This window comes from Brevibacillus brevis (assembly GCF_900637055.1).
Lineage (GTDB): Bacteria > Bacillota > Bacilli > Brevibacillales > Brevibacillaceae > Brevibacillus > Brevibacillus brevis.
In genome coordinates this window covers 2,236,389-2,262,280 of record NZ_LR134338.1, presented here as the reverse complement: position 1 = coordinate 2,262,280, position 25,892 = coordinate 2,236,389, and the positions used below count along the sequence as shown (strand labels likewise).

Genomic DNA, 25,892 nt, shown 5'->3' with positions numbered 1-25,892 from the left:
AAAACCACCTCTAATCCGAGGTGGTTTCTTACATGAGTCAGTCATCAAAAAAGAAATCTGCATTCGCTTCACATCTGTTTGCTACTCCAGAGCCAGTCGGTAATTCGTAAGGCTTCCCTTTCCCACAAACATTGATGGGGTACCCTTCCGTCGGAAGTTGATCCCTGGTAATGGTTTTGATTTCTTTCCCCAGGATCACATATTTTTGCTGATACTCGTTAGCATCTTTTATCCATTCTCCATCGAATCTGAGGGTATACCCTTCAAATGGTTGTTCCAGAGAAAGGTTTCGAACCTGAACCTCATCCAAAACTTCAAAAAATCTCGAAGCCTCTACGAATTCCACATATTCTAACCCTTCAACTCCAATTTTCTCAGCCCGGATTGTATATCGATTTGTGTCAGCAGAAAAATTGATATCATAATAAACAGAGTCCTTTTCTGAAATGTCGACTACATAATAGGACAAGCGATCTATCTGACCACTTTTTTGATAATCCGCCCTAAAATATACCAGACGTGCATACTCGTCGATTTTGATTTGATCTCGTATCGTCATCCAATCGTTTGTGAAATCGACTTGAAACATATTGTTGCTGGCAGCCACTGCATCTCGTGGACGTTCAAACAGCTCCCTCTCCACTGCTGGAAAAATCACATGCATGATGAGGAAAAATGCTAAACCGAGATAAGCGGAACGGTTTTTTGTTTTCACATTCGCCACCGGACGGAAAAGCAAAAGAAATAGCAAAAAGCCTAAAGGTAACGGGATCTCGTTTACCTTAAAAGCAAATGCCCCTAACCAAAAATATCCAACAACTTTCCACCCCAGCTTTGTTTCGGTTTCTTCACGCTTTTTGTAAATAAAGACAAGCAGAACAATTAGAATTATGGTCAATAAGATACTCATTATGAGCATCCCTATCACCTTCACTTCCTCAGATCAAAACTCTACATAAAACGGATGCTCTTCTTCTCGCAAACACAACTCAATGCGTTGCCGAAAATTTTTCCATGTTACCTTCTCCAGCGCTTCCTCTACCGGAAAAAAGCCTGCCTCCAAGCATTCCGGGGTCGTGATCAATTCTCCACCGACTGGTTTTGCCAAAAATAACGCACTGCAGAGGCTTTTCCTAACATTTTGAAAAATACCGCAAAACTTCGTCACTTCAATCTCTAGCCCGCACTCTTCCTTCGTCTCTCGAATGGCTGCCGCCATGAGAGATTCGCCCTCTTCTACTTTTCCACCGGGCATTTCCCATCCTCTGCGCGGACCCTTAATCAATAAAATCTCCTGACGCTCATTGATGATAATCGCTGCTGCAGAAATCATATGCCGAGGTGATCCCATAAGTACGCCTCCATCTCTTCTAACCGACTATTCCAGCGCTGCTAGAAAGTAAGATCCTCCACCAATCTTATACTCGCTATTTTTGCTTGCTCCTGCCAGCCTCGCAAAAAACGGTCTTTGCCCGCGATTTTTTAATGCAGTCTGCGCCAGTCCCTCCTCAGTCGGTTGGCAAAGCACTACATTTCCACCCGGAAGTGCAAATGCTTGGCAGATGGCCCCCAGTTCTTTATCGTGGAATACTGCGCTCTTCTTCCATCCAAACCAGCTTTGCCAACGTGCGGTTGCTTCTTCCAGATCCTTTACTGCATAGCCTACTGACTGGAGATGGGCTGCACCGTTTGGATGTGCGCCAATGATCCCACGATTCGTCAAATCTTCCAGTCTCTCTTCATCCGTTTGCGACCATTCAATGAGAAATGGCGGTAGAAGGGCACTATCTGCATCTTCGAGGAACAGCATCCGCCACCGAAGCGTCGTGCCATCATCACGCGTACGACTTCCCGCAACAGGTCCAGTAACCTGCAACCCTTGACTTCGCAGGCGCTCTGCCCATGCATCCATCTCGTTGGTCCGAAGCGCAATCTGACCGAATCCTTCTCCCTTTGCTTTATCCTCAATGCATTGACGACGTACGAGCGGATTATCTGATTGTCGAGCAAGCTCTTCGCGTTCAACCGCCAAAAATTCAACATACGAAAGCCCGAAATAACTAAGGCTATTCCATGTCCCCCAAGACGCATGACGCCCTCCAGCTACCGCATGAAATCCCGCTTGGCAAAATTGTTCCGATGCTTCCTGTGGAGTTCGCTGTACAAAATGAACCAAATGATCAAAAGTTAATCGCACCTTTTTTCGCCTCTTTTCGTATTACTTATAGGATATCAAAATTCATTTATGTAAGGATAGAAATACAAGGGGGAAAAATGAACGATACCAGATCAAGCCGGGTAAAAGCTCGGCGCAAGCAATCACGCAGAAAATGGGTACGGGCTGGAAAGAGCACACTCCTATTTAGCGTGTTGGCCATCTTCGTCGTCGGAACCTACTACCTATTCCAAATTGCCATGGATGGAGAACATGCCAACCCGGACACGCAGCCTGCTCCTGACAATACGGTGAACCAAAAGTCTACTGTGCAGCTCACTTTTGTTGGTGACATTATGATGTCAGGGAATGTAGAGAAAACCTTACTCGCAAACAGCTATGACTACCCATATAAGCATGTAAGCTCGCTCTTTTTGCAAGATGACCTCACGATTGCCAATTTGGAGACGCCGGTCACTGCCACAGGTGTTGCTGCACAGAACAAGGCGTATGTCTACAAGTCATCGCCACTTGCTGTTCCTGCCATGAAAAACGCTGGGATTGATGTGGTGAATCTCGCCAATAATCACTCCATGGACCAAGGAGTCCCGGGATTGCTGGATACTTTTGACGCTTTGGACGAAAACCGGATTGAATATGTCGGCGCCGGTAAGGATGCCAGCCGTGCCTATTCACCTGTATTCGTTGAAAAGAATGGCATCAAGATCGCGATTCTCGGCTTCAGCAGGGTCATTCCCGAAACAAGCTGGTTTGCAGGGGATTCCCAGCCAGGTATGGCCGCTTCCTATGATCCGACGCTGGCAGTGAAAGCGATCCAAGATGCGAACAGCCAAGCGGATCTCGTCGTGGTGATTGCACACTGGGGCAAGGAACGCTCCGATTATCCTGTCGATCATCAAAAAGAGCTGTCTCGTGCCTACATCGATGCTGGTGCAGATTTGATTGTCGGTGGTCATCCCCACGTACTTCAAGGCTTTGAACGATACAACGACAAATGGATTTCGTACAGTCTTGGCAATTTCATTTTCACACGATCAAACGAGCCTAAGACATGGGAGACGATGGTCCTGCAAGCAAGCTGTACGAAAAACGCTGATTGTGAGCTGACGATGCTCCCCTTTCACGCAGAATTGGGACAAGCCGTACCGATGAACGAAAGCAACGGCGCTGCCCTGCTAAAACGCATTGAATCCATTTCGGAGAGTGTCGACATACAAAGTGACGGGCGTGTACAGCCGCGTGCAAAAGCAGTGGAGACTGCCCCCTGACAAAAGAAGCCGTGTTTCCAGGTAACTAGAAATACGGCTTTTCTTCTTATTATTCCTCTAACTTACGCAGATTCGATAATGGGGAAGCAGCGCACATCTAAGCCAAAATCATTTTTCAATAGGGACTCATGCTCTTCATTGATTCCTGTCACGATCAAACCTGCACGCAAGACGCCACCCAAGTCAAATTGGACTTTTAGCTTATGCACGTTTACTCCTGCCTGCTGAAGGAAATGCAAGACACGATCTGGCGTAGCAGTATGACATGAGCCCTCAAGATAGCAGAGGACGTGTTCTGCCGAGTCCAACGTGACTCCAGCTTTGTCAGCCGTTTTTTCTTTCCAGGTAGGATGCGGTGTGAATGGCTGCGTCAATAAATAGGCCAAATCCTCGACGACAGCACTTGCTGTAGGGAGCTCTCCTGCCCCTCTTCCTGTAAACAACAAGTCTCCCACGATGTTGCCGGATAGTTGTACAGCATTAAACGCGTCGTGGATTTGTGCCAACGGATGGCTCAGCGGAAGCATGGTTGGTTCAACAGATAGGCGAATTCCTTTTTCAGCTTGATAGGCCTGCGCGATCAGCTTGATCCGGTACCCCAGCTCGCTCGCAATCCGAATGTGACCTGCTGACAAATCTGCAATTCCTTTGCGAACAACATCAGCTAAAGGCAGCGATTCCCCGTAAACAAGCTGTGCCAAGATATACAACTTGTACATAGCATCAAAGCCTTCCACATCCGAGCGAGGGTCTGCTTCCGCATAGCCAAGCTCCTGCGCTTGCTTGAGCACCTCCTGGTAAGAGAGCTGCTCTGCCTCCATTTTCGTCAAAATGAAATTCGTTGTTCCGTTGAGAATACCGCGAACCCCTTGAATATCGTTCGTGCGAAGGAACTGCCTGAGCACGCTCAAGATCGGGATGCCCCCTGCGACACTCGCTTCATAGGCAAGATGTACTTGATGCTGATTTGCCAAATCGACTAGCTCTGTTCCTTTTTTCGCCAGGAGTTCTTTGTTGGCAGTTACTACATGGCAGCCCTTTTCGATCAAAGCACGGACGTAGTCATAGGTAGGTTCTACACCGCCCATGACCTCCACCACGATGTCCACATCGCTTCTCAATACATCCTCAAAGTCAGTTGTCAGTAAAGCAGGGTCGACATGAACCGCCCGCTCTTTATCCGAGTCACGTACCAATGCTTTGACGATCTCAATTCGTTTTCCCAGACGAGAAGCCAACTTCTCCTGTTGCGAACGGATCGTTTTGATTACGCCTCCACCCACTGTTCCCAATCCCAATAATCCCACGCGTACCACTTCTGCACTCATTCTGACCACCCCATACCCCGAATTTTAGATAAAAAGAAAAGCCATCTTCGATAAGAAGAAGGCTTATTAGCAGCTAATGCTCCCCCTCCTTATCTCCCAGGACGTATATGTCCTGCAGGAATTGGCACCTTGTCACAAAATATGTGTGACGGTTGCCGGGCTTCATCGGGCCAGTCCCTCCACCTCTCTGGATAAAGAAAATATGAAATTAAAAAAACCTTCTTCGCTAAGAAGAAGGTTCATCTACTAATGGAGTAACCCGCTTCTTATCTTTCGAGACGAAACGTCTCGCAGGAATTGGCACCTTGTCGCAATATGCAACGGTTGCCGGGCTTCATCGGGCCAGACCCTCCACCTCTCTGGATAAGAACCATTTATGCTGTTGAGCTTTATTCTAAGAAATTCCAAGGCAAGCGTCAACAAAATTCTTTCTTTTCTGATTGCAAGCTGATTTGGCAAGGCTTTCAATTGTGGGTGAACAGGCTTTCTACCTCTTCCATCGTGCAGCAAGTGCAATGAAACACGCCCTCCTGGCATTCCTCAGGCAGCTCTTTTTCCTCGACATATCCGCACCATTGACAAATAAAAAGTTGCATCATCGCACACCCTCCTCTTCTTTTATCCTACCCAAAAGAAAAAGAGCATTTTCCACTCGACCGTGACGATCGTTAGAAAATGCAAGAAAAGGAGGGACGTACTCGTCCACAGATTTTACCTTACTCCAAATACCGCTCTTTCAAAATGGTACTGTGGTGAGCTTCATGTCCAGCAATTACATAGGCCAACGTCCTTGCAGATAGCTTGTTTCCGTTGGCAAGTCCTGTACGCAACCACGCTTCTGGAGAGATTCCGCGGACCTGCGCGATGGTGGAGGCCCGGACAGCCTTATACTCTTCCAATAAATCTGAGAAGTCTCTTAGCTGAAAACACCCGTGTTCGACAAAAGCATTCTCATCAAAACCGACGAGGGGTGTCTGATCTCCTCTCGCGATTCTCAGCAAGCGATAGCTCATGATGCGTTCTGTATCGACGAGATGACCCAACACCTCTTTTACCGTCCATTTGCCTGGTGCATACCGATAATCAATTTGCTCGGGGGCAAGTGACGAAAATAACGCGACTTGCCTCTCTCCTTGTTGTGTGAGGATCGTTTGCAGCTCCCCCTCCGGTACAAGCCCAATATAATAGTCAAAATAAGCAGCGTATTCATCGCGCTCTGGTCGTCTGAGCATGTGTATCCCTCTCCTCGTTATTTCGTTTCGATAGACAAATTATACCACCTTGCAGTCACTGCCGAACAAGGAGGTTGAAAAGTCTGAATCAATCAAAATGTTTTTTTGAAAGGTGGACGCGGGCTATTTCTTGCCCAATACAAACGCACCCGCCTGATCTTCACAGGCGGGTGACCGTCACCATTATACGCTATGTAAGCCTTCAAACAATAGAACCCTTGCCGGGGCTGCGTCCGTACCGATCAGCTTGAGTGGTGCAGCCACCAAAAAATACTCGCCTGCTGGCACCTCTGCTAGCCGCAAGCCTTCCACGACAATGACTCCCGCTGCAAACAGTTTTTTATGTGTCGGGTGTCCTTCTTGGCTGCGTTCGATTCCAAGTGCATCGGTACCAATGCCCCGTACCCCCAGCTCACTTAAATATTCCGCACCTTCCTGTGACAGAAAGATGAATTCAAAAGAGAACGCCTCTTCAAATGAGTTTTTCGTTTTAAACAGGACAAAATCTCCTTGCGCAAGATCGAAGCTCTCCAAGTCGGAGCGAGTGATCCTGTCCTCTACCGCTGTGAGATCGAGAACCTTGCAACTGCCTACCAGCTTCTCCAATGAAATACTCTCAAATGTATCACCAGCATTCACCATGTGCAGGGGAGCATCTACATGGGTACCCGTGTGAAGGTCCATGTCGATTCTCGATTCTGTTACATAGCCACTGGTAGCAGTACGTATTTTCGGCTGCTTTTCCGGCTTGTTTTTATACACCGTCATTCCTTCGTATACGGTGGCGGTAACATCATACATTTTCATCCCAAACGCCCTCCCCTTGCTTACTGTTTTTTTCGATCCGCTGGAAAAACAATCCCCATCTGTCTTCTCGCTTCATCCATGACCTGCATGGCCATTTTGGAGACTTCATGCGAATTCGTTGCAGATTGTCTACCCCCGCTCCTCGCCAAGTGCAGGAATTCTCTTATTTCATAATGCATGGTCTTCGGGGTTTGAGGCCTTGTCACTTGCTCGATTCGTCCGTCCCTGTAACGAATGTCCACTTCTTTGAGATGATTGATTCGATCGATCACCATCGTAGCGTCCTCCCCTTGAATTTCTGCTGGCTGATAGGAGGTCGTAATTTTCGAGAAGCTAATGATTGCATCCATCTCTCGATACTTCAAAAGCATACTGCCTTCTCCGTCCACGCCAGAATCAAGCACAATTCCTTCTGCTTTGATGTCGTCTGGTCTGCCAAAAAGGATGAGTACCGGATAAAGACAATAGATACCGATGTCCATCAAGGCTCCGTTTGAAAAAGCAGGATCAAAAGCACGTAAAACCTTCCCTTCGCGATAGGCGTCATAGCGCGAAGAATATTGGCAATTGCTAGCAATAAAACGTCGTACTTTTCCCAGCTTGTGCAGGTTGTCTTGTATCGCAAAAAAATTGGGCAACAGGGTAGATTTGACTGCCTCCATGAGCAGCACGTCATTTCTCTTCGCTGCTTCGATCATGGCTTCTGCCTCAATCGCATTGGAAGCCAGTGGCTTTTCACACAATACGTGCAGCCCCGCGTCCATGCATTGGATCGCTTGCTCAGCGTGGCAGGAGTTGGGGCTCGCAATATAGACCGCGTCAATCTTTTTGCTTGCAGCCATTTCTTCTAGGCTGTTATAGGCGAATGGAGCATGGTACTTGTCAGCGAATTCCTTGGCGCGTTCGATGGTACGTGAATAAACAGCCTGAAGGGAAAATCCTTCTACTTCTTGACCAGCCTGGATAAATTCCTCGGTAATCCAGTTCGTTCCGATTACGCCAAATCGCATCTCATCCGCTCCCTTTTCTTTTGTCTATCTCGTTGCAGTGACCGGTACTCGTTCTTCGACCTTATCCAGCCACCACACGAATCCGTCTGCTTCAAGCAATTGCTCTGCGGCCTTCGGTCCGAATGAGCCAGCTTCGTACGTAAAGAGCGGCACCAAATTTTCAGCGAAGGCTTCCAAAATCGGTGTCACCCACTCCCACGATAGCCGGACCTCATCCCAATGCGCAAAGTAAGTGGAATCCCCTCGGAGTGCATCGAACAAGAGCAGCTCGTACGCTTCTGGCACGTCTTTTGTCCCTGCACTGAAATCTACCGTCACCGGCTCAATCTTACCGCTATTTGTCGGATTCTTTCTATTTACTTGCAACGCGATTCCTTCATATGGATTCACGCTAATGATCAGCAAATTAGGCAATGTTGTTTCATTTTGCTCCTGATATAGCTGCTCGTGCGGATTTTTAAACTCAATGACGATTCTCGTTGATTTTTCTTGCAGTCTTTTTCCGGTGCGAATATAAAATGGCACCCCTTGCCAAAACGGATCATCAATCCAGACTCGAGTCGCAATGTACGTTTCCGTCATGGATACTGGATCAACACCAGGCTCGTCCCTGTAGCCAATGACAGGCGTACCTTGGATATGTCCTGCACAATACTGCCCGCGAACGACATGGTTGTGAACTTCTTCTGTCTTTATCGGGCGAACGGCCGCCATCGCCCTGCGCTTCTCTTCGCGAATATGTGCCGATGTGATCCGCTTTGGGAGTTGCATCGCGATCATCATCAGCATTTGAAGCATATGATTTTGCAGCATGTCACGCAGTGCACCGGAATGGTCATAGTATCCAGCCCGATCCTCAACCCCAACGGCCTCGTTTGCTGTAATCTGCACATTGGCAATGTATTGGTTGTTCCAGAGAGCTTGGAAGATTGGATTGGCAAATTCGAGTGCCTCGAGGTTTTGAACCATCGGTTTTCCCAAGTAATGGTCAATGCGATAAATTTCTTCTTCCAAAAATGCTTTCCCTAGCTTTTCATTCAATTCTATGGCGGATTGCAAATCATGTCCGAATGGCTTTTCAATGATCAGACGTTTCCAGCCTGTCGTTGAACCGAGTCCGCTGGCTTTAACATTGGTTGCAATTCCCTCGAAATATTGCGGGGCTACTGACAAGTAAAACATCCGGTTTTGCGGGATCTGCAGCTCTTGCTCTCTTTGCAGGACCAGATGATGTAACGTTTCATAAGCACGCGGTTCCATGACATCTACTTCCGCATAGCGACAAGCAGACAAGAAAGCGTCCAGCTCGCGGGAATCAATCTCGGTGCGACGGGAAAACTCATGGACAGACTGGCGAACCGAGTCCTGAAATTCGTCATCAGACCAGGCCCTTCTCCCCACACCGATAATCGAAAAGGCAGCAGGTAACTTTTGATCTACATATAAGTTAAAAAGTGCAGGGAAAATTTTGCGTTTGGCTAAATCTCCTGTCGCGCCAAAAAGGACAAAGGTCATCGCTTCCATCTACTTTTTCATTCCCTTCATACCGTACGCCGTAATGATGGTTTTGTGGTTACACTGTTATTATTCGAGAAAATCACTGCTTTATCAATACGCAGGGTTACGAACGACGCAAGATTGCACGTACCGGACTTCCATCTGCTTCCATCAAAAGCAGCGGCAGTGCGATCAGTTCGTAATCACCCGATTCCACATGATCGAGCAGGAGCCCCTCCAAAATATGAATATCATGCTGGTGAAGTCCATGATGAGCAGCCAGTTCCTTGCTGTCCAACGGATCAACGGATGGGACATCCACTCCAATCAGCCGAATGCCTTTTTTGGCGAGGAACGCTGGCAAATCTGCTCGCAGATGACAGATGGTTGACGGAAACTGATTGGGGTCGCTCCATGATAACGTTTTGAGCAGCAAGCGTTCCACCCCCTCCAGATCAATCTGGGCAAAATCTTCTGGGCCAATGCTGGAACGTCCAGTAAGCTCTACTACTCTTGCCTCTCCCATGTACAGGTCCAAGGGCAAAGCTGCCATTTTTCGGCCATCATCATCGAAATGGAATGGAGCATCCACATGTGTACCCGTATGTACACTCATCGTTATTTTACCGACATTGACTGAGCCACTCTCCGCTTTGGGCCAGTTTACGACATAGTGAAAGGGAGTGTCCCCTGGCCAGGTCGGCATACCTGCCATGAGCGGACGGGATATATCTATTATTTTCATCGCGTATCCTCCACCTTCCAGCAACTGTTCGCGCCTATACTCAGCGTACAAAAAAGAGAATATTGAGTCAATATTCTAACATTTGTGTCAAAAAAGAAGACCGCAGCCTTACAGAGAGCCGACAGTCTTTTCGTTGATTTCAGATTCTACTATGAAGAGACAGGTAGTCCCACACTTCATCATAAATTCCGTTGTAATCCACTTGTTTCAAATGTTCCTTCAAGGTCCTCAACCACTCAATGGTTGTTGGATAGGTAGCTGCAATAGCCTCCCGTAGATCGCTCATCTGAATCGGGCGATCTACCCCTTTTGTTACGATATCATGCCATACCTGCTCCGTCGCAAGCTCCACTACATACTCGATGTCTGCCCCCGAATAAAACTCTGTCCATCCTGCTAATTGTTCATAATCGAGCATCTCAGAAGGACGGTCCTCCAGTTTTAAGCGAAAAATATCCTCCCGTGCTTGCCGATCTGGCGGTCCGACAAAAATCCAGTGATCAAAACCAGCCGCTCGGAGCAGGGAAGGCTCCAATTCCCATGGAACGTTGGTTGCGCCCATCAGGACGAATCGTTCGTCGCACTCGCCTGCCTCCGCTATCTGCTGAAGCCATTTGGAATCGATCCCCTGTCTACGTTTGGAGTTCGGATGCTCTTCGTCATGGCTGGAAGCGTCTAGCTCATCTAAAAAGAACAGAAGCTGTTTATCGGCAGGGACTGTTGCCAGTAAGTCATGGATGTTGAACTGCCTGTTCGAAGTATGCATACGTCGACCGCCTGTGATCTTCATGGAGAAAAAACGAGCTTGGCATTCTTCTGCGGTTGCTTTTGCTAACAAAGATTTTCCGCATCCCGATGGTCCGTAAAGTAAAATGGTACTTTTCTTTTGAGGCAGCCGTTGCGAAATAGGATGTAGGAGTCTTTGAAAGATTGCCTCTTTTACTCGTCCAAGCCCGCCGACCATTCCAAAACCCGCTGTTTTCTCAACGAGTTGAACCGATATCGCGGTGGTCTTCCCTTTTCCCCCTTCTATGACGCGTATCTTAGGTGGAAACATCGTCGTATATGTAGAGGAATCCTTCTGGCTGATCCCTTTTAACGTCCGCGAAAATGGGGATTCCTTTTGCAGCTTGTTGAGCTCGATCACAATTTTTTCCTTCATCGCTTCATTTCCATAGGCAAGCGCCTGCGTAAACGCCTGTAAAGCCTCCGTACGATCCCCCTGCTCAGCATGCTCTAACCCTAATAACAGCCATACTGGCGCATTGCGTTGATCGCTCGTCAACATGCTCTTCAGTATTTCTATCTTCGTCATCTGCTTCATCCTCTGCGATCGTTCTGCTTCAAGCGATCGTTTAGTATCACGGACATATCCATTATAATGCATACGTCTCGCAAGAAGAATACGAAAAGTAGGAAAAGATGGAAGAAAGGGCTGTGACTGTCATTTTAAAAAAGACGCCTCCTGCTACAAAGCATCGGGCGTCCAAGCTACGGTTCCTATCCTCTCGACGGAAAATTTCCGCCTCTCACACAAATGATAAACGAGAGTCCGAGATAGGGTTGCATATTATTATGTGGTTGAGTCCCGCCTGTCATGCCGATTGCCTCTGGGCTAAGCTGTGTTCCATCACTCGTGTTGGAGTAAGGAATGACAGCTCCTCGGCCAACGGTAGAAGACCATTTCGCTCCTGTTGGTGTATCCTCTGTAGGAGTTACGCACGCATTCGGAACATGAGTATGCGCCGGAATATCGTTTTGCAGCAGCGTGATGTTGGCAGCACCACCTGTCTCACCTGCCACACGCGGTGTCAATCCAGGTCCTTCCCCCTGGTTCATCGGGGCTGTAGCTCTTAAGTTAGGAAGGGCGAATGTCGTTTTGCCATCTCCACCATACTTCGTGCCCAATATTGAATACAATACAGGATTGGAAGAGATCGGGATCAATTGTCCATCACAAAAAGCCCAGTCCCTCGGTGCGAAATTGCCACCGAAGATACGAATTTCTCCAATATACGGATCCATATGATAGTACCTCCTCTAGTCTCTTGACGGGTAAATCCCTTGAATCGCGATACAAAAATTCCCGACCAAATACGGCTGCATATTATAATGAGGTGCACTGTTTCCTATCGTTTGCAACGCGCTCTCGCTCATCGTCGTATCAGGGGTTGTCCCATAGGTTGTAGTGGAAGCTTGTGCCCAGTAGTTCCCAGCGCATACTTTTTCATTGGCAGCTGCATTTGAGCCGGTTGCCGTATGGGTATGGGCGGGTATCTCGTTTGTCGTTAATACATGCGTTTCTTCGCCAGCTAACATACCAAGCGGTACGATTGGACGATCCTGTTGATTGTTTTTATGAACAGGGACACGCCCTCTTAAATCGGGTAGAGCAAACGTGGTTGTCCCGTTCCCCCCATAAGTAACTCCTAGCAAGGAATACAGTGCCTGGTTTCCGTTGATAGACAGCACCGCACCATTACACAAAGCCCAACCCTCTGGCGCAAATGAAAATGGAAAAAATCGAATTTCTCCAAGAAATGGTTCCATCTAAAACCCTCCTGTTCGATTGGAATGTTAATTTTGTTGAGGATAAATCCCATACAGAGCGATGATGAAATTAATAACCGTATACGGCATCAGGTTACTGTGTGGTTGATTTCCACCTACAGCGCTCAAGCTGGACGCGTTCATCACTCCATCAGGTGCATTCGCTGAATATTGCTGCGCATTCTTTGCCCATACCGCATTGGCAGGGCTGTTCTGAGTTCCTGGCTGCGATGATGCGTGGACCGTATGCGTATGCGCGGGCAATTGCGAGACGGTTAAGGTGACTGATTCCACACCATTTTTTTCACCCATCACGTAGGTAGTTCCTGTACTCGGATTTTTGCCTTGATGGAGCGGGATACGTCCCCGTAAATCAGGCAACGCAAAAGTCGTTTGTCCATCCCCGCCATATGTGGTTCCAATCAAACTAAACAGCGTGTCGTATTCAGAAATAGATAAGATCTGTCCATTGCATAATGCCCATCCTTGTGGTGCATAATCTCCTCCAAACATCCTGATTTCTCCAAGAAATGGCTCTGCCATGTTGCTTCCTCCTTATGTAAAGTGGTTATTTCCCTTGTCGAACGAACAGATTGGTCATTTTTGCAGAAGTGGCTGCCATTCCATTTGGATATACAGACCCGTTGAGTCTGTCACGCTGAAATGGAGTCGTTCATATAGTCGAAAGGCGGGATTCCCTTGTAGAACACATAAACGGATTGGTAATTGCAAAGCTAGTGCCTCTTTTTGCAGATCGCCAATCATACCTGAACCAACACCCTGTCCCCGATAAGCAGGCAGCAAAGAAATATCTACGAGATGCAGTGCATCTCCTCTCGCATCTGTAATCATACGACCGATAGGCTGCTCGGATCGGAGAATGATTTGATGATTTTGAGCGGGAAACTGCATTTGGTAAGATTTCTGCTGCATCATAAACTGCGACTGTAAAAAAGCAAGCTTGTCCGACTCACTCCAACCCCAAAGAGCCATTTCTTCGGTTCTGGTAGAACAGTACAATTCCCAAATAAAGGCTTCGTCTTGCTCATATTCAAAAGGTCTGGTATGTACCATAATCCTCCTTGCATGCAATCGTTGTACTTTTCTGTCATTTGACCGGTTACCTGCTTGCATCCTTTCAGGCCTGGATACGCCGACTTGTCCTTCCTATGTGTACCGCTCTTCCTCCTTCGAACTTTTTCTGATATCCTGCCTGATTTAATAGCCATCATGAATAATGATATCATTAGCCAATTTCCTTCTAACACTAACTAAAGTTAGCTCTTTTGCATGAAAAACGCTTCGGCAGCAAATCGTCTTGAAAATATTAAAACAAGCGGGCCTAGTGAGCCGACAATATACTCCAGTTCTATCAATCCGAAGGGGTCCTGATTATGATCCACACGAAACAAAAAAGAGTAGGACGGTTTGACCGCCGCCCTACTCTTCATCATGTATCTCTTCTTATTCAAAAAAAGTACGTGGAGATTTCCGCCATTCGCCCAATACTTTTTCCTGTTCGCTAGTAATAACTCCTTGCTCTGATGCTACTTCCAAAAGTGCTGTGTAATTCGAGATGGTGGTGCAAGGAATGCCTGCTTCCTCAAACAAGGCTTGGGCATCCGGGAATTGGTAGCTGAAAATGGCTACGACCCCCAGTACCTCTCCACCCTCAGCCTGTACTGCTTGGGCTGCTTTCAAGGAGCTGCCACCTGTGGAAATCAGGTCTTCAATTACGACTACCTTTTGACCAGCTGCCAATGCGCCCTCAATCTGATTTTGGCGACCGTGGCCTTTTGCCTTGTCCCGTACGTATATCATAGGCAGATCAAGCAGCTCTGCAACCCATGCAGCATGTGGAATACCAGCAGTCGCTGTTCCCGCCACGACTTGCGCATCTGGGTACTGCTCTTTGATCAAATCAGCAAATGCTTTCGCAATGGCACGGCGCACATGCGGATAGGACATCGTGATCCGGTTGTCGCAGTAGATCGGGGATTTGATCCCGGACGTCCATGTAAAAGGTTGCTCCGGTCGCAGATGAACTGCCCCGATTTCAAGAAGATTCGCTGCAATTTGCTTAGCGGTTGTCATTGTCGTCATATCACTTATTCCCTCCAGCTGGCTACTTTACGAACGGTCTTTTTCCACTGCTGCGACGATACTTTGCCAAACCCCGACTGGATCTTTTGCAACCGTAATAGCGCGACCAATCACAAGGTAATCGCTGCCCAAGCGGAATGCCTGCTCTGGCGTCGTGATGCGCGTCTGATCGCCTTGATCCGCTCCCAGTGGACGAATGCCTGGCGTTACGGTTACAAATGCGTCTCCAGCAGCTTTTTTGATCATCGGTACTTCTAGTGGAGAAGCAACGACCCCATCCAAACCAGCTTGCTTGGTCATCAGCGCATAGTGCACCACAACATCTTCTACCGCACCTGGAATCGCCAATTCTTGATTCATCGTTTGCAAACCAGTGGATGTCAGCATCGTCACACCGATCAGGAGGGGACGAGCAGCACCTGCCGCTGTCCCTTGCTCCAAGCCTTCTCTCGCTGCCGCCATCATGGCTACGCCGCCTGCCGCATGAACGTTTACCATGTCTGCTCCCAGACGCGCAAGGCTTCTCATCGCGCCTTTAGCGGTATTGGGAATATCGTGAACCTTCAAGTCGAGGAATACTTTGAGTCCTTTTTCCTTCAAGAAGGAAACGATCGCTGGCCCTTCTGCGTAAGCGAGCTCCATCCCCACTTTTACATAGCGGATATGCCCCTGTAGAGGCTCGATGCACTTCTTGACTTCATCCAGTGAGGAAAAGTCGAGCGCAACAATCATGCGTTCGCGAATATCGGTTAGTTGTTGTTGCACGCTGCTCTCCCCTTTTTATACAGTTACTGCCACTTTTGCACCAGCACGCTGGGCTGGCATTGCTTCTGTAGAGAATGTGATCGTCTCCAGTACGTGCAGGAGAGCGGAAGCTGTATCCAGTGAAGTCAAGCATACGGCGCCGTTCTCTACTGCTTCCCGACGAATGCGGAAGCCGTCGCGTTGTGGCGTTTTGCCTTTTGTCAGTGTATTGAGTACGATGTTCGCTTCGCCTGTATGGATGACATCCAACAGGTTTGGCGTGCCTTCGGACAATTTGCTTACGCGTGTGACTTGCAGTCCCGCTTGCTCCAAATAATCGGCTGTGCCTGCGGTTGCCATCAGCTTGAAGCCGAGGTGGCGGAAGCGTTTCACGATGTCTAACGCTTCTTCCTTGTCTTTATCTGCTACGGTTACGAGCAAGGTGCCTTGTGTCGGGATATTCATGCCTGCTGCGACCAAGCCTTTGTACAACGCTTTTGCCAGCGTGCTCTCGCGACCCATGACTTCTCCGGTCGATTTCATTTCAGGGCCGAGCGTAATATCGACGCGGCGCAGCTTTGCGAAGGAGAAGACTGGTACTTTGACAGAAACCATCGACTCCTCTGGATGGTAGCCCGGTGTAAAGCCTTGTTCGATGATCGAGTGACCAAGGATCGCTTTCGTTGCGATGTTCGCCATTGGAATCCCCGTTACTTTGGAGAGGAATGGCACCGTACGAGACGAACGCGGATTGACCTCGATTACGTATGGGCGGTCTTTATAGATGACGAACTGGATGTTGAGCAAGCCTTTGATTTGCAGGGCACGCGCCAGCTTCGTCGTCATGTCGATCAGTTCATCCTTGATCGCTTGGGACAAGGATTGTGGAGGATATACGGCGATAGAGTCACCGGAGTGCACCCCTGCGCGTTCGATATGCTCCATGATGCCTGGGATCAGAACGTTTTCGCCGTCGCAGATCGCATCGACTTCCGCTTCTACCCCAACCATGTAACGGTCTACCAGTACAGGGTGATCAGGATTTACCTTCACCGCTTTCTCCATGTACTCCAACAGTTCGGACTGGTTGTAGACGATTTCCATCGCACGTCCGCCAAGTACGTAGGATGGGCGAACCAGGACAGGGAAGCCAAGACCTTCTGCTGCTACAACTGCCTGCTCGACTGACGTCACCGTTTTGCCTGGTGGTTGAGCGATTTCCAGCTCGCGCAGCAGCGCTTCGAATTTCTCGCGATTTTCCGCTGCGTCGATGTTTTCCAGACTCGTACCCAAGATTTTGATTCCGCGTGCAGCCAGCTTGTCAGCCAGGTTGATCGCGGTTTGTCCGCCGAATTGTACGATGACACCCTCTGGTTTTTCCACATCGAGAATGTTCATAACGTCTTCGATGTACAGCGGCTCGAAGTACAGGCGATCAGAAGTGTTGAAGTCTGTAGAAACAGTCTCCGGGTTGTTGTTGATAATGACCGCTTCATAGCCCGCTTCTCTCAGTGCCCAGACAGCGTGGACAGTTGCATAGTCAAACTCGATTCCTTGACCAATGCGGATTGGTCCGGAGCCCAGCACGACCACACGTTTTTTGCCAGTCTCGATGCGCTCGTCTTCCACTTCATACGCGGAGTAGTAGTACGGTGTTTGCGCTTCGAATTCTGCCGCGCAAGTATCTACCATTTTATATACAGGTACAAAGCCTTTTTCTCTGCGCATTGCGTGTACCGCTTCTTCTGTCTCACCGCACAGCTCAGCAATTTTGCGATCCGTGAAGCCCATGCGTTTAGCTTCGTACAGCTTTTCACTCGTCAAGCCTTTTGCCAGTTCCGCTTCAAAGGCAATCATTTTATGGAACTTGTGCAGGAAGAACAGATCGATCTTGGTCAGGCTGTGCAGTTGTTCGATCGTCCAGCCACGGCGCAGTGCTTCTGCCAGCAGGAAGAGGCGTTCGTCATCCGCGTGCACCAGTCGTGCTTTCAGTGCTTCCTCGCTGATTTCGCCTGCTCCCTTGATCTCGATGTGATAGCTGCCGATTTCCAAGGAACGGATGGCTTTCATGATCGATTCTTCAAAAGTCCGACCGATCGCCATGACTTCTCCGGTCGCTTTCATTTGCGTACCGAGCTTGCGGTTGGCGGATTGGAACTTGTCGAACGGCCAGCGTGGAATTTTGCTGACGATGTAGTCCAGTGTAGGCTCGAAGCATGCGTATGTTTGGCCTGTCACCGGGTTTTTCAGTTCATCGAGTGTGTAGCCGATTGCGATTTTGGCTGCCATTTTTGCGATTGGGTAGCCTGTTGCCTTGGAAGCCAGTGCGGAAGAGCGGCTCACACGCGGGTTCACTTCGATCACATAGTACTGGAAGCTGTCCGGGTCGAGTGCGTATTGTACGTTGCAGCCACCCTCGATACCGAGCGCCCGGATGATGTTCAGTGCGGACGAGCGCAGCATTTGATATTCGCGGTCAGCCAGTGTTTGGCTAGGCGCTACTACGATGGAGTCACCTGTATGCACGCCGACTGGGTCGATGTTTTCCATGTTGCAGACTACGATGCAGTTGTCGTTGGCATCGCGCATCACTTCGTACTCGATTTCTTTCATGCCGGCAATGCTTTTCTCGATCAAGCATTGCGTAATCGGAGAGTATTTCAATCCGCTTGCAACGATCTCGCGGAGGGTTTCTTCATCTTCACAAATTCCGCCGCCTGTACCACCCAAGGTGTAGGCAGGACGAACGATGATCGGATAACCGATTTGATTTGCAAAATCGACAGCTTCTTCTACCGTGCTCACGATGACTGATTCAGGTACTGGCTCGCCCAGTTCATTCATGAGGGAGCGGAACAGGTCGCGGTCTTCTGCTTGCTTGATCGATTCCAGCTTGGTTCCGAGCAGCTTTACATTTTCTTGCTCGAGCACGCCTGCTTCTGAGAGGGCAACAGCCATGTTCAAGCCTGTTTGACCTCCAAGCGTAGGCAGAAGTCCATCCGGCTTCTCTTGACGAATGACGCGCGCTACGAATTCAGGTGTGATTGGCTCGATATATACTTTGTCTGCCATGTTTGTATCGGTCATGATGGTCGCCGGGTTGGAGTTGATCAGAACTACCTCCATGCCCTCTTCTTTTAACGCTTCGCATGCTTGCGTGCCTGCATAGTCAAATTCTGCAGCCTGCCCGATGACGATTGGTCCAGAGCCGATTACGAGGATTTTTTTCAGATTATCTTGTTTTGGCATGAGTTTTTTCCTCCTTAGCGGTTTCCATCATCGCAAGAAACTGGTCGAACAGGTAGCCGGAATCATACGGACCTGGAGCTGCTTCTGGATGGTACTGTACTGAGAATGCATTCTTTGCTGCATGTCGTACGCCTTCGATGGTGCCGTCGTTGAGTGCGATATGTGTAACTTCCAGTTCCGTGCCAGCGAGCGAGTCTTCTTTGACTGCATAGCTGTGGTTCTGGGATGTGATATAAGTGCGTCCGGTTGGCAGCTCTTTTACCGGATGGTTGCCGCCACGGTGTCCGAATTTCATTTTCGTCGTGTCAGCGCCAGATGCCAGTGCGAACAGCTGGTGACCGAGGCAAATTCCGAACAGCGGATATTCACCCAAGATTTCGCGAATCATCTCTACGGCTTGCGGTACGTCTTTCGGGTCTCCAGGGCCGTTGGACAAGAGGATCCCGTCCGGCTGAATGCGGCGAATCTCTTCTGCTGTCACATTGTAAGGCACAACGACTACGTCGCAGTTGCGCTTGGTCAGCTCGCGCAAAATCCCGTGCTTGGCACCGAAGTCTACGAGCACTACCCGATGGCCTGTACCTGGGCAGCTGAAGACGCTTTTCGTAGACACGCGTGATACTTGGTCTGTCATCAATGTCGTGCCGTTTAAGGCAGCAACCAATTCAGCCAACGGGGCTTCACTGGTTGTAATCATGCCCTTCATCGTGCCGTGGTAACGAATTTTTCTCGTCAGCATCCGAGTGTCGATGCCGGCAATGCCTGGGATACCGTATATTTTCAGCAGTTCATCGAGCGTGTTCGTATTGCGCCAGTTGCTTGGCGCCTCGCAATGCTCGCGAACAACGAAGCCGTGAATGTATGGACGAACAGCTTCAAAGTCGTCTCGATTGATCCCGTAATTTCCGATCAGCGGGTATGTCATGGTGACGATCTGTCCGCAGTAGGATGGGTCGGACAAAACCTCCTGATAGCCAGTCAGCCCTGTATTGAAAACCACTTCCCCGTAGGACTCCTTTGTCGCTCCAAATGCCGTCCCGATAAATTCTGTTCCGTCTTCCAAGATCAATCTTGCACGCATCTATGCTCCTCCTCCATTGTCGCGTAAAAACTTGTGTCTCTTGTCTGTCAGTCGTTTTTACACGTTTTGATATACGATCTTCCCATCTACCAGCGTCAGGGTTGGCCAGCCTTTGCATGCCCAACCAGCAAATGGTGTGTTGATTCCTTTACTTGCGAATGTGCTTGGGTCAATTGTTTTTTCTGTTTCCAGATCAATCACCGTCAGGTCTGCTGGTGCGCCTACTTCCAGGCGTCCGTACGGCAGTTTGAATGCTTCTGCTGGCTTCACGGTCAACAGCTCAACCAGCTTTTTCAAGGTCAGCTCTCCAGTTTGCACGAGATTTGTGTACAGAAGCGGAAATGCTGTCTCCAGTCCGACGATTCCAAATGGTGCGCGGTTCATCCCGTTTGCTTTTTCCTCTTGGGTGTGTGGGGCATGGTCTGTTGCAATCATGTCAATGGTGCCATCTTTCAATCCTGCAATCAGTGCAGCGCGATCCTCACGAGAGCGCAGCGGCGGGTTCATTTTCCAATTCGTATCCAAATTGTCCGGGATATCCTCGTCACACAGCAAGAGGTGATGCGGACTGACTTCACACGTTACATTTACGCCAGCACGTTTCCCGTCTCGTACCAGACGCACCGACTCTTTCGCGCTAATGTGGCATACGTGGTAGTGCACACCTGTCTGTTCTGCCAGCAAAATATCGCGGCCGACGTGGATGGACTCTGATTCAGAAGGAATTCCAGGGAGTCCGTGTCGAGCTGCTACCACCCCGTCATGCAAGGCTGCTCCCGGGATCAACAGGTCTTCGTCCTCGCAGTGAGCAACGATTGCGATACCGAGCTCTGCTGCTTTTTGCATGGCCTTTTTCATCATCGCTGTGGATTGCACACCCACACCGTCATCTGTCAGCGCGAAGATCCCCGCTTCTTTTAACCCTGCGAAATCCGTCAGCTCTTTTCCCAATTGGCGAACGGTAATCGCACCATATGGGATTACGCGCGCCATACCAGCCTCGCTCGCTTTGTCCAGAATGTAGGTCACGGTCTCGACACTGTCGATGGACGGTCGTGTGTTCGGCATGCATGCTACTGTTGTAAATCCGCCTTGGACCGCTGCTTTTGCTCCTGTTTCGATCGTTTCTTTATGTTCAAAGCCTGGTTCACGCAGATGGACGTGGACATCGATGAGGCCTGCGCTAATCATACCGCCGTGGCAATCGATCCATTCATGCCCATCGCGATCGAGCGTTTCCCCCATCGCTGTGATTCTTCCCTTTTCCACCAATATTTCCATCGGGGTAAGCTCCCCCGCCTGATTTAGTACGTTGCCGTTGCCAAGGATGATTCCCATGTCATTTCGCTCCCTTTCAAAAGAGTTTCTAGAACTGCCATTCTTGCTGCGACTCCGTTGGTCACTTGGGGTTGAATCAAGGACGTTTCGCATTCTACCAAATCGGTATGAATCTCAACCCCGCGATTGACGGGAGCTGGATGCATGATGACTGCGCCGGACTTCATCATTTTGGCTCTTTCCAAAGTGAGCCCGTGTGCCTTGTGGTACTCTTCCTTCGATAGATAGAGGGATTCCGCATGGCGCTCCAGCTGAACACGCAGCATCATGACCACATCTGCGGTTTGAACCGCTTCTTCCATTTCCACGATTTTGACACCTTGCGGGATATGTGCCGGCATCATTGTAGCAGGACCTGAGAGCAGCAGATTCACACCGAGCTTCGGCAGCGCATGCAGATGAGAACCGAGTACGCGGCTGTGGCGCAAGTCTCCAATGATCGCTACCGTGAGACCAGAGAGCTTGCCAAACTTCCTTTTCATGGTCAACAGATCCAGCAGGCATTGGGTCGGGTGCTCATTCGTTCCATCTCCCGCGTTGATCAGCTTCAGGTCTACGCTTTCTGCCAACTCTTGCAGCAGGCCTTCCTTCTTGGTGCGGATAACGGCTGCTTCCACGCCCATTGCTTCCAAGGTGCGGATCGTGTCATAGACCGTCTCGCCTTTTACGGTAGAGGAGGTTTCCGGAATGAAGTTCAAAACATGCGCGCCCAGTCGCTTTTGTGCTACTTCGAAAGAAAAGCGGGTTCTGGTGCTGGCCTCGAAGAACAGATTCGCGACAAAACGTCCGCGCAGGATATCCGCTTGCTCAGTTGGTCTGGCAGCCCAATACTCTGCTCGCTCGAGGAGCTGGATGATTTGTTCTTTCGATAAGTCTTTGAGGCCAATCAGGTGCGCTACATTTTTCATCATGAATCCCTCCGATTCTTTATGTTCAAAAGAAAAAGCTTCTTGGCATCGCTTTGCATCTGGAGGCAAGCGAGACAAGAAGCTGGTTGAGTGCCTTTTTTGGGCAGCCAAAACAGCGTTCTTTGCCTTGCCAGCCTCTCTGGACTGGATTTAAAGGATTGGGAACGTTTAGGCTATTTTTTTTTGTTCTTCGCGGTGCGCTTCGCCCATCGCGGACTCTTTTCCCGGAAGGATCAGGTGCAGAATAATTCCCAGGAAAGTAGAGAGTGCGATATTATCGATGGTCAGATCGTTCAGGAAAGCGATACCTGTACCTGCAAAGCTGATTTTGTATCCGCCGATTCCCGTCACGAGGATGACCGCTGCGAGAATCATGTTGCGCTTGTCTGCAAAATTCACTTTGTGCTCGACGTACATCCGCAAGCCTTGTGCCGCGATGATACCGAACAGGATGATGGAGACACCGCCAAGTACCGGCGTTGGGATCGTCATCAAGAAGGCACTGACCTTACCAGCGAAGGCGAACATAATCGCGAGTACAGCAGCCAAACCGATGACGACGCGGCTGTATACCTTTGTAATCGCCAGAACTCCGATGTTCTCCCCGTACGTTGTTGCAGGTGGACCGCCCATAATCGCAGCGAGTGACGTTGCAACCCCGTCCCCAAGCAAGCTGCGGTGCAGTCCAGGGTCTTTCATCAAATCACGATCCATAACCTTACTCGTTACCAGCAAGTGACCCAGATGCTCCGCCAGTGTGACGAAAGCGACTGGTGCGATAACCAGGGCAGCGATCCATGCGCTCGGATTCGCCATTGCACTCGTTACCTCTGCGAATTTGAAGTGGGAGGTGAACATTTCACCGAATCCAACAACCCAAGGAGCATCTTTGACCGTTTGGAAATGAATCAGATCAGGGTGACGCAGCAGCGTGTATACATAACCTGAAACCATTCCGATCAAGATTGGGATAAGACCAAGGAAACCGCGCAGCATGACCGCAGCTAGCACTGTTACGACTACAGTAACGAGCGAGATTTCAATCGAAGTCAGTGACATTTGCGATTGACCGTCTACGGTGACTTTCGTTGCCATGTCTACTGCTACGCCAGCCAGGCTCAGACCGATCACAACGATGACGGATGCGATGACAACTGGTGGCAGTACCCGATCGAGCCATTTGACTCCTGCCTTCTTCACAATCCCGGCGACGATGATGTACACAATCCCGGAGAGGAAGCAGCCCAAGAGTGCCGTCCCTACGCCATGCGATTGGCTCACGACGATAATCGGACCGATGAAGGCGAAGGAAGAACCGAGATAGTTCGGAAGCTTTCCTTTTGTGATCCACAGGAACAGCAGTGTCCCGATCCCACTCGCCAAGAGAGCAGTTGCAACATCCAGACCCGTCAAGATCGGTACGAGTACAGTCGAGCCGAACATCGCAAACAAGTGTTGAATACTAAGTGGCAGCAATCGCGAAATATGTGGTGTTTCGTCTACATCGATGTAATTTTTTTGGCTCATGCCTGTATGCCCCCTGTTTTGTTTCTTTCATTCAAAAAGCTTCTTTTTATACAAAAAACCTCTTTGTGCGGACACAAAGAGGCTAGCTTCGCCATGCTCATGGGAAGTTTGTTGCCTCTTGCCGACCTCACGGGATCGTTTTTAAAGAGGAGTTATTTTATTTTTACAGGAGCTGTCGGATGGACACAATGTCCATTACATCCACTTCTGCCAATTGTACATCGACAATTTCCGTTCGAGCAGTTGGGAGGTTTTTTCCGACGAAATCAGGGCGGATTGGCAGTTCGCGATGACCGCGATCAACCAGGACAGCCAGTTGAATCATTCGTGGGCGGCCGTTATCGATGAGTGCATCCAAAGCAGCACGAACGGTACGTCCGGTATAGAGAACATCGTCCACCAGAATCACAGTCTTGCCTGTGATTTGATCGGGGAGCTTGGAGCCTTGCAAAATGGCATCTTCGGACTTGTGTTGCAGATCGTCACGATAGAACGTAATGTCCAGCTCACCGACTGGTACCTTCACATTCTCGATCATTTCGATTCTTTCCACAAGACGTTGCGCGAGGTAAATCCCTCTGGTCTTGATGCCCACGATAATGAGATCCTCAACGCCTTTGTTTCGCTCGATAATTTCATGTGCGATTCGCGTGAGCGCGCGGCGGATCGCCGCTTCATCCATAATAACGCTTTTGTTGATCATCTCAATATCCCCCTTCTCGACGGGAACAGTGGACCTTACGAAAAAAGGCTCCTTGTCAGGAGACAAGAAGCCCTCGGACAAACTGACCGGACTATTAAAGTCCCGCCTATTTGTCATTCCGTGCCCTTGCCAGCCTCACTGGACTGGATTTAAAGGTTCCATTCGTCATGTAGAATTATGTCACGATTCTGGACGGGTGTCAATGCAGCACGAAAAAGTCTAACTATTCCCAATAGACGCTGACCCACGGCGGCAAATAGTTGGCATAATAACCAATGTCCCCTGTAATGTTTTTGATGAGCTCGATTTGTTTGTCCGCATCCTCGCCTATTCCTTGGATAAACAGGGAGCCATGCTCCGCTCGATCCAAGCGCAAGAAAAGGAGCTGTCTCCCATCTGGAGATGGCGCAGGATAGTAGTCAGCTGTATTCGCTTCCCCTTTTGTCACCTGCTGCTCAGCTCCATCTGCGGACCGCCGCCAGATGCCTTGTTGCGGTACCATGACCTTCTTTGGGTCGTATGAATACTCTGTAGCCAAGCCTCTGGTGAAAAGCAGCGTGTACGGAGCTTTTGGAATCCATACCGGATAAGTATCTACCACGATTGGACCAGGACTGACTGTTTTGACCTTTCCTGCTCGATCCGCCAGCTTCAACTGCTTGTTAGTCGTGGCTACCCGGTCAGTGCCATCGACAAAAGCGAGCTGTTCGCTATTTGGTGTCCAGGCAAGCCAATCAGGATAAGCCAATCCTGTACCGAGTTCTATTGGCTTTTTGCCAGGCTGAGTCAAATCAAACCATTGAATAGGTACGCCATCAGCAGACAAGGAGCCGGAGTTATACCGGACAAAGTAGGCCACAGCCTTCCCATCCGGAGATACTTGTAAGCCTGTCGCTGCCCATGGGTAGATGCCTTCCTCCACTTTTGGCGGTTCCGCAATCGGGTAGGCAGCCAACGGTTTACCTGCAAGTGTGCGCAAGGCCAGCGTCATCGACTTATTTTTTTCGGCAGGTAGCGAGACAAGCATGTTTTCCCCATCTGGCATCCAGGCAAAATCTTCGAAATCAGCCTTCGTTGTACTTTGTAAGGCTAATTCTCCATGCGCTTGGACGTCTTTTACAATCAGCAATGGTCTCGGCGCTTCATTACTGCCGATATTCACGGTGTACGCTAGCTTGTTCGCTTTCGGGGACCATTTTGGCGTTTCATAAATCGGGCGTTCATCTACCTGCACAGCTTTGCTGCCGTCAGCTCTGACAATCCACACGTAGCCTGGTGTCGAGTAATTGTCATTGCCTTCGTATTTCACGAACAGGAGCCAATTGCCATCTGGCGACCAGCCCACGATCTGTGCATAGCCGTCCTTGGTTATTTGCTTTATCTTTCCCGTCGTATCCCGTCCGTCTACCAAAAACAAATGCTGGTTGCTCGTAAATGCAATTTTCGCCGGAACGCTTATTTCCTTGTTCACACGCTCTGGCTGTTGGCTGTGAGCTGCCACTTTTGCTTCACCGTTTGCTGTGACAAGTACAACCAAAAGGACAAAAAGGCTGATCGCCTTCCCCCATTTTCCGTTCACAGGCATTCACTCCTTACACTCTCTATTGAATGATAAAAAAACGCCAG

At 49.3% G+C, this 25,892-nt stretch carries 25 protein-coding genes and 2 riboswitches; of the genes, 1 reads left to right on the top strand and 24 read right to left on the bottom strand.

Annotated features, from left to right (window positions below):
- Positions 1–37 precede the first annotated feature (37 nt).
- From EL268_RS11325 to EL268_RS11315, 3 genes are read right to left on the bottom strand one after another with little or no spacing between them, the layout of a single operon-like run.
- On the bottom strand, positions 38–919 hold the full coding sequence (locus tag EL268_RS11325) for a hypothetical protein (RefSeq protein WP_106653297.1): 882 nt from the start codon (positions 917–919) through the stop codon (positions 38–40).
- 24 nt (positions 920–943) lie between these two features.
- A complete protein-coding gene (locus EL268_RS11320) occupies positions 944–1,351 on the bottom strand; it encodes an NUDIX hydrolase (RefSeq protein WP_106653296.1) in 408 nt (135 codons plus the stop codon).
- A gap of 27 nt (positions 1,352–1,378) precedes the next feature.
- Complete coding sequence (locus EL268_RS11315; RefSeq protein WP_106653295.1) at positions 1,379–2,197, bottom strand: VOC family protein; 819 nt, start codon at positions 2,195–2,197, stop codon at positions 1,379–1,381.
- Positions 2,198–2,274: 77 nt separating this feature from the next.
- Here EL268_RS11315 and EL268_RS11310 point away from each other — a divergent pair, with 77 nt between their 5' ends.
- The gene (locus EL268_RS11310; protein ID WP_106653294.1) at positions 2,275–3,444 is read left to right on the top strand and encodes a CapA family protein; all 1,170 of its coding nucleotides are present in this window, start codon (positions 2,275–2,277) and stop codon (positions 3,442–3,444) included.
- A gap of 62 nt (positions 3,445–3,506) precedes the next feature.
- On the opposite strand, the gene EL268_RS11305 is transcribed toward EL268_RS11310, so the two are convergent.
- From EL268_RS11305 to EL268_RS11210, 21 genes are all read right to left on the bottom strand, one after another.
- Complete coding sequence (locus EL268_RS11305; protein ID WP_106653293.1) at positions 3,507–4,772, bottom strand: homoserine dehydrogenase; 1,266 nt, start codon at positions 4,770–4,772, stop codon at positions 3,507–3,509.
- An 86-nt stretch (positions 4,773–4,858) separates the two neighbouring features.
- A riboswitch (SAM riboswitch) is annotated at positions 4,859–4,970 on the bottom strand.
- Between the two features lie 65 nt (positions 4,971–5,035).
- Positions 5,036–5,142, bottom strand: a riboswitch (SAM riboswitch).
- Positions 5,143–5,236: 94 nt separating this feature from the next.
- Positions 5,237–5,371, bottom strand: coding sequence for a hypothetical protein (locus tag EL268_RS33675; RefSeq protein WP_269149400.1), 135 nt, complete (start codon positions 5,369–5,371; stop codon positions 5,237–5,239).
- A 117-nt stretch (positions 5,372–5,488) separates the two neighbouring features.
- A complete protein-coding gene (locus EL268_RS11300; protein ID WP_106653292.1) occupies positions 5,489–6,004 on the bottom strand; it encodes a DinB family protein in 516 nt (171 codons plus the stop codon).
- A 183-nt stretch (positions 6,005–6,187) separates the two neighbouring features.
- Complete coding sequence (locus EL268_RS11295) at positions 6,188–6,811, bottom strand: cyclase family protein (RefSeq protein ID WP_106653291.1); 624 nt, start codon at positions 6,809–6,811, stop codon at positions 6,188–6,190.
- 20 nt (positions 6,812–6,831) lie between these two features.
- A complete protein-coding gene (locus tag EL268_RS11290; RefSeq protein WP_106653290.1) occupies positions 6,832–7,821 on the bottom strand; it encodes a Gfo/Idh/MocA family protein in 990 nt (329 codons plus the stop codon).
- Between the two features lie 24 nt (positions 7,822–7,845).
- Positions 7,846–9,345, bottom strand: coding sequence for a glucose-6-phosphate dehydrogenase (zwf, locus tag EL268_RS11285; protein ID WP_106653289.1), 1,500 nt, complete (start codon positions 9,343–9,345; stop codon positions 7,846–7,848).
- A gap of 97 nt (positions 9,346–9,442) precedes the next feature.
- A complete protein-coding gene (gene kynB, locus EL268_RS11280) occupies positions 9,443–10,063 on the bottom strand; it encodes an arylformamidase (protein ID WP_106653288.1) in 621 nt (206 codons plus the stop codon).
- Positions 10,064–10,202: 139 nt separating this feature from the next.
- Entirely contained in the window at positions 10,203–11,378 is a 1,176-nt protein-coding gene (locus EL268_RS11275) for an ATP-binding protein (protein ID WP_106653287.1), read from the bottom strand.
- A 185-nt stretch (positions 11,379–11,563) separates the two neighbouring features.
- Positions 11,564–12,088, bottom strand: coding sequence for a phage tail protein (locus tag EL268_RS11270; RefSeq protein ID WP_106653286.1), 525 nt, complete (start codon positions 12,086–12,088; stop codon positions 11,564–11,566).
- Positions 12,089–12,103: 15 nt separating this feature from the next.
- A complete protein-coding gene (locus tag EL268_RS11265; RefSeq protein WP_106653285.1) occupies positions 12,104–12,613 on the bottom strand; it encodes a phage tail protein in 510 nt (169 codons plus the stop codon).
- A gap of 27 nt (positions 12,614–12,640) precedes the next feature.
- Positions 12,641–13,156 (bottom strand): phage tail protein, encoded by a 516-nt coding sequence (locus EL268_RS11260; protein WP_106653284.1) that lies wholly within the window; start codon positions 13,154–13,156, stop codon positions 12,641–12,643.
- Between the two features lie 54 nt (positions 13,157–13,210).
- The gene (locus EL268_RS11255) at positions 13,211–13,687 is read right to left on the bottom strand and encodes a GNAT family N-acetyltransferase (protein ID WP_106653283.1); all 477 of its coding nucleotides are present in this window, start codon (positions 13,685–13,687) and stop codon (positions 13,211–13,213) included.
- 390 nt (positions 13,688–14,077) lie between these two features.
- The gene (pyrE, locus tag EL268_RS11250; protein WP_106653282.1) at positions 14,078–14,716 is read right to left on the bottom strand and encodes an orotate phosphoribosyltransferase; all 639 of its coding nucleotides are present in this window, start codon (positions 14,714–14,716) and stop codon (positions 14,078–14,080) included.
- A 27-nt stretch (positions 14,717–14,743) separates the two neighbouring features.
- On the bottom strand, positions 14,744–15,481 hold the full coding sequence (gene pyrF, locus EL268_RS11245; RefSeq protein ID WP_106653281.1) for an orotidine-5'-phosphate decarboxylase: 738 nt from the start codon (positions 15,479–15,481) through the stop codon (positions 14,744–14,746).
- Between the two features lie 15 nt (positions 15,482–15,496).
- On the bottom strand, positions 15,497–18,709 hold the full coding sequence (gene carB / locus EL268_RS11240; protein ID WP_106653280.1) for a carbamoyl-phosphate synthase large subunit: 3,213 nt from the start codon (positions 18,707–18,709) through the stop codon (positions 15,497–15,499).
- Complete coding sequence (locus tag EL268_RS11235) at positions 18,693–19,790, bottom strand: carbamoyl phosphate synthase small subunit (RefSeq protein ID WP_106653279.1); 1,098 nt, start codon at positions 19,788–19,790, stop codon at positions 18,693–18,695. Before EL268_RS11235 ends, carB begins: the two co-directional genes overlap by 17 nt.
- A gap of 57 nt (positions 19,791–19,847) precedes the next feature.
- A complete protein-coding gene (locus EL268_RS11230) occupies positions 19,848–21,128 on the bottom strand; it encodes a dihydroorotase (RefSeq protein ID WP_106653278.1) in 1,281 nt (426 codons plus the stop codon).
- Positions 21,095–22,036, bottom strand: a complete 942-nt coding sequence (locus EL268_RS11225; RefSeq protein WP_106653277.1) for an aspartate carbamoyltransferase catalytic subunit — start codon at positions 22,034–22,036, stop codon at positions 21,095–21,097. The genes EL268_RS11230 and EL268_RS11225 overlap by 34 nt, the downstream gene beginning before the upstream one ends.
- 168 nt (positions 22,037–22,204) lie before the next feature.
- The gene (locus EL268_RS11220) at positions 22,205–23,563 is read right to left on the bottom strand and encodes a solute carrier family 23 protein (protein WP_106653276.1); all 1,359 of its coding nucleotides are present in this window, start codon (positions 23,561–23,563) and stop codon (positions 22,205–22,207) included.
- 163 nt (positions 23,564–23,726) lie between these two features.
- Complete coding sequence (pyrR, locus tag EL268_RS11215) at positions 23,727–24,266, bottom strand: bifunctional pyr operon transcriptional regulator/uracil phosphoribosyltransferase PyrR (RefSeq protein ID WP_007728461.1); 540 nt, start codon at positions 24,264–24,266, stop codon at positions 23,727–23,729.
- Positions 24,267–24,489: 223 nt separating this feature from the next.
- Positions 24,490–25,851 (bottom strand): TolB-like translocation protein, encoded by a 1,362-nt coding sequence (locus tag EL268_RS11210; protein ID WP_106653275.1) that lies wholly within the window; start codon positions 25,849–25,851, stop codon positions 24,490–24,492.
- Between the last annotated feature and the right edge of the window lie 41 nt (positions 25,852–25,892).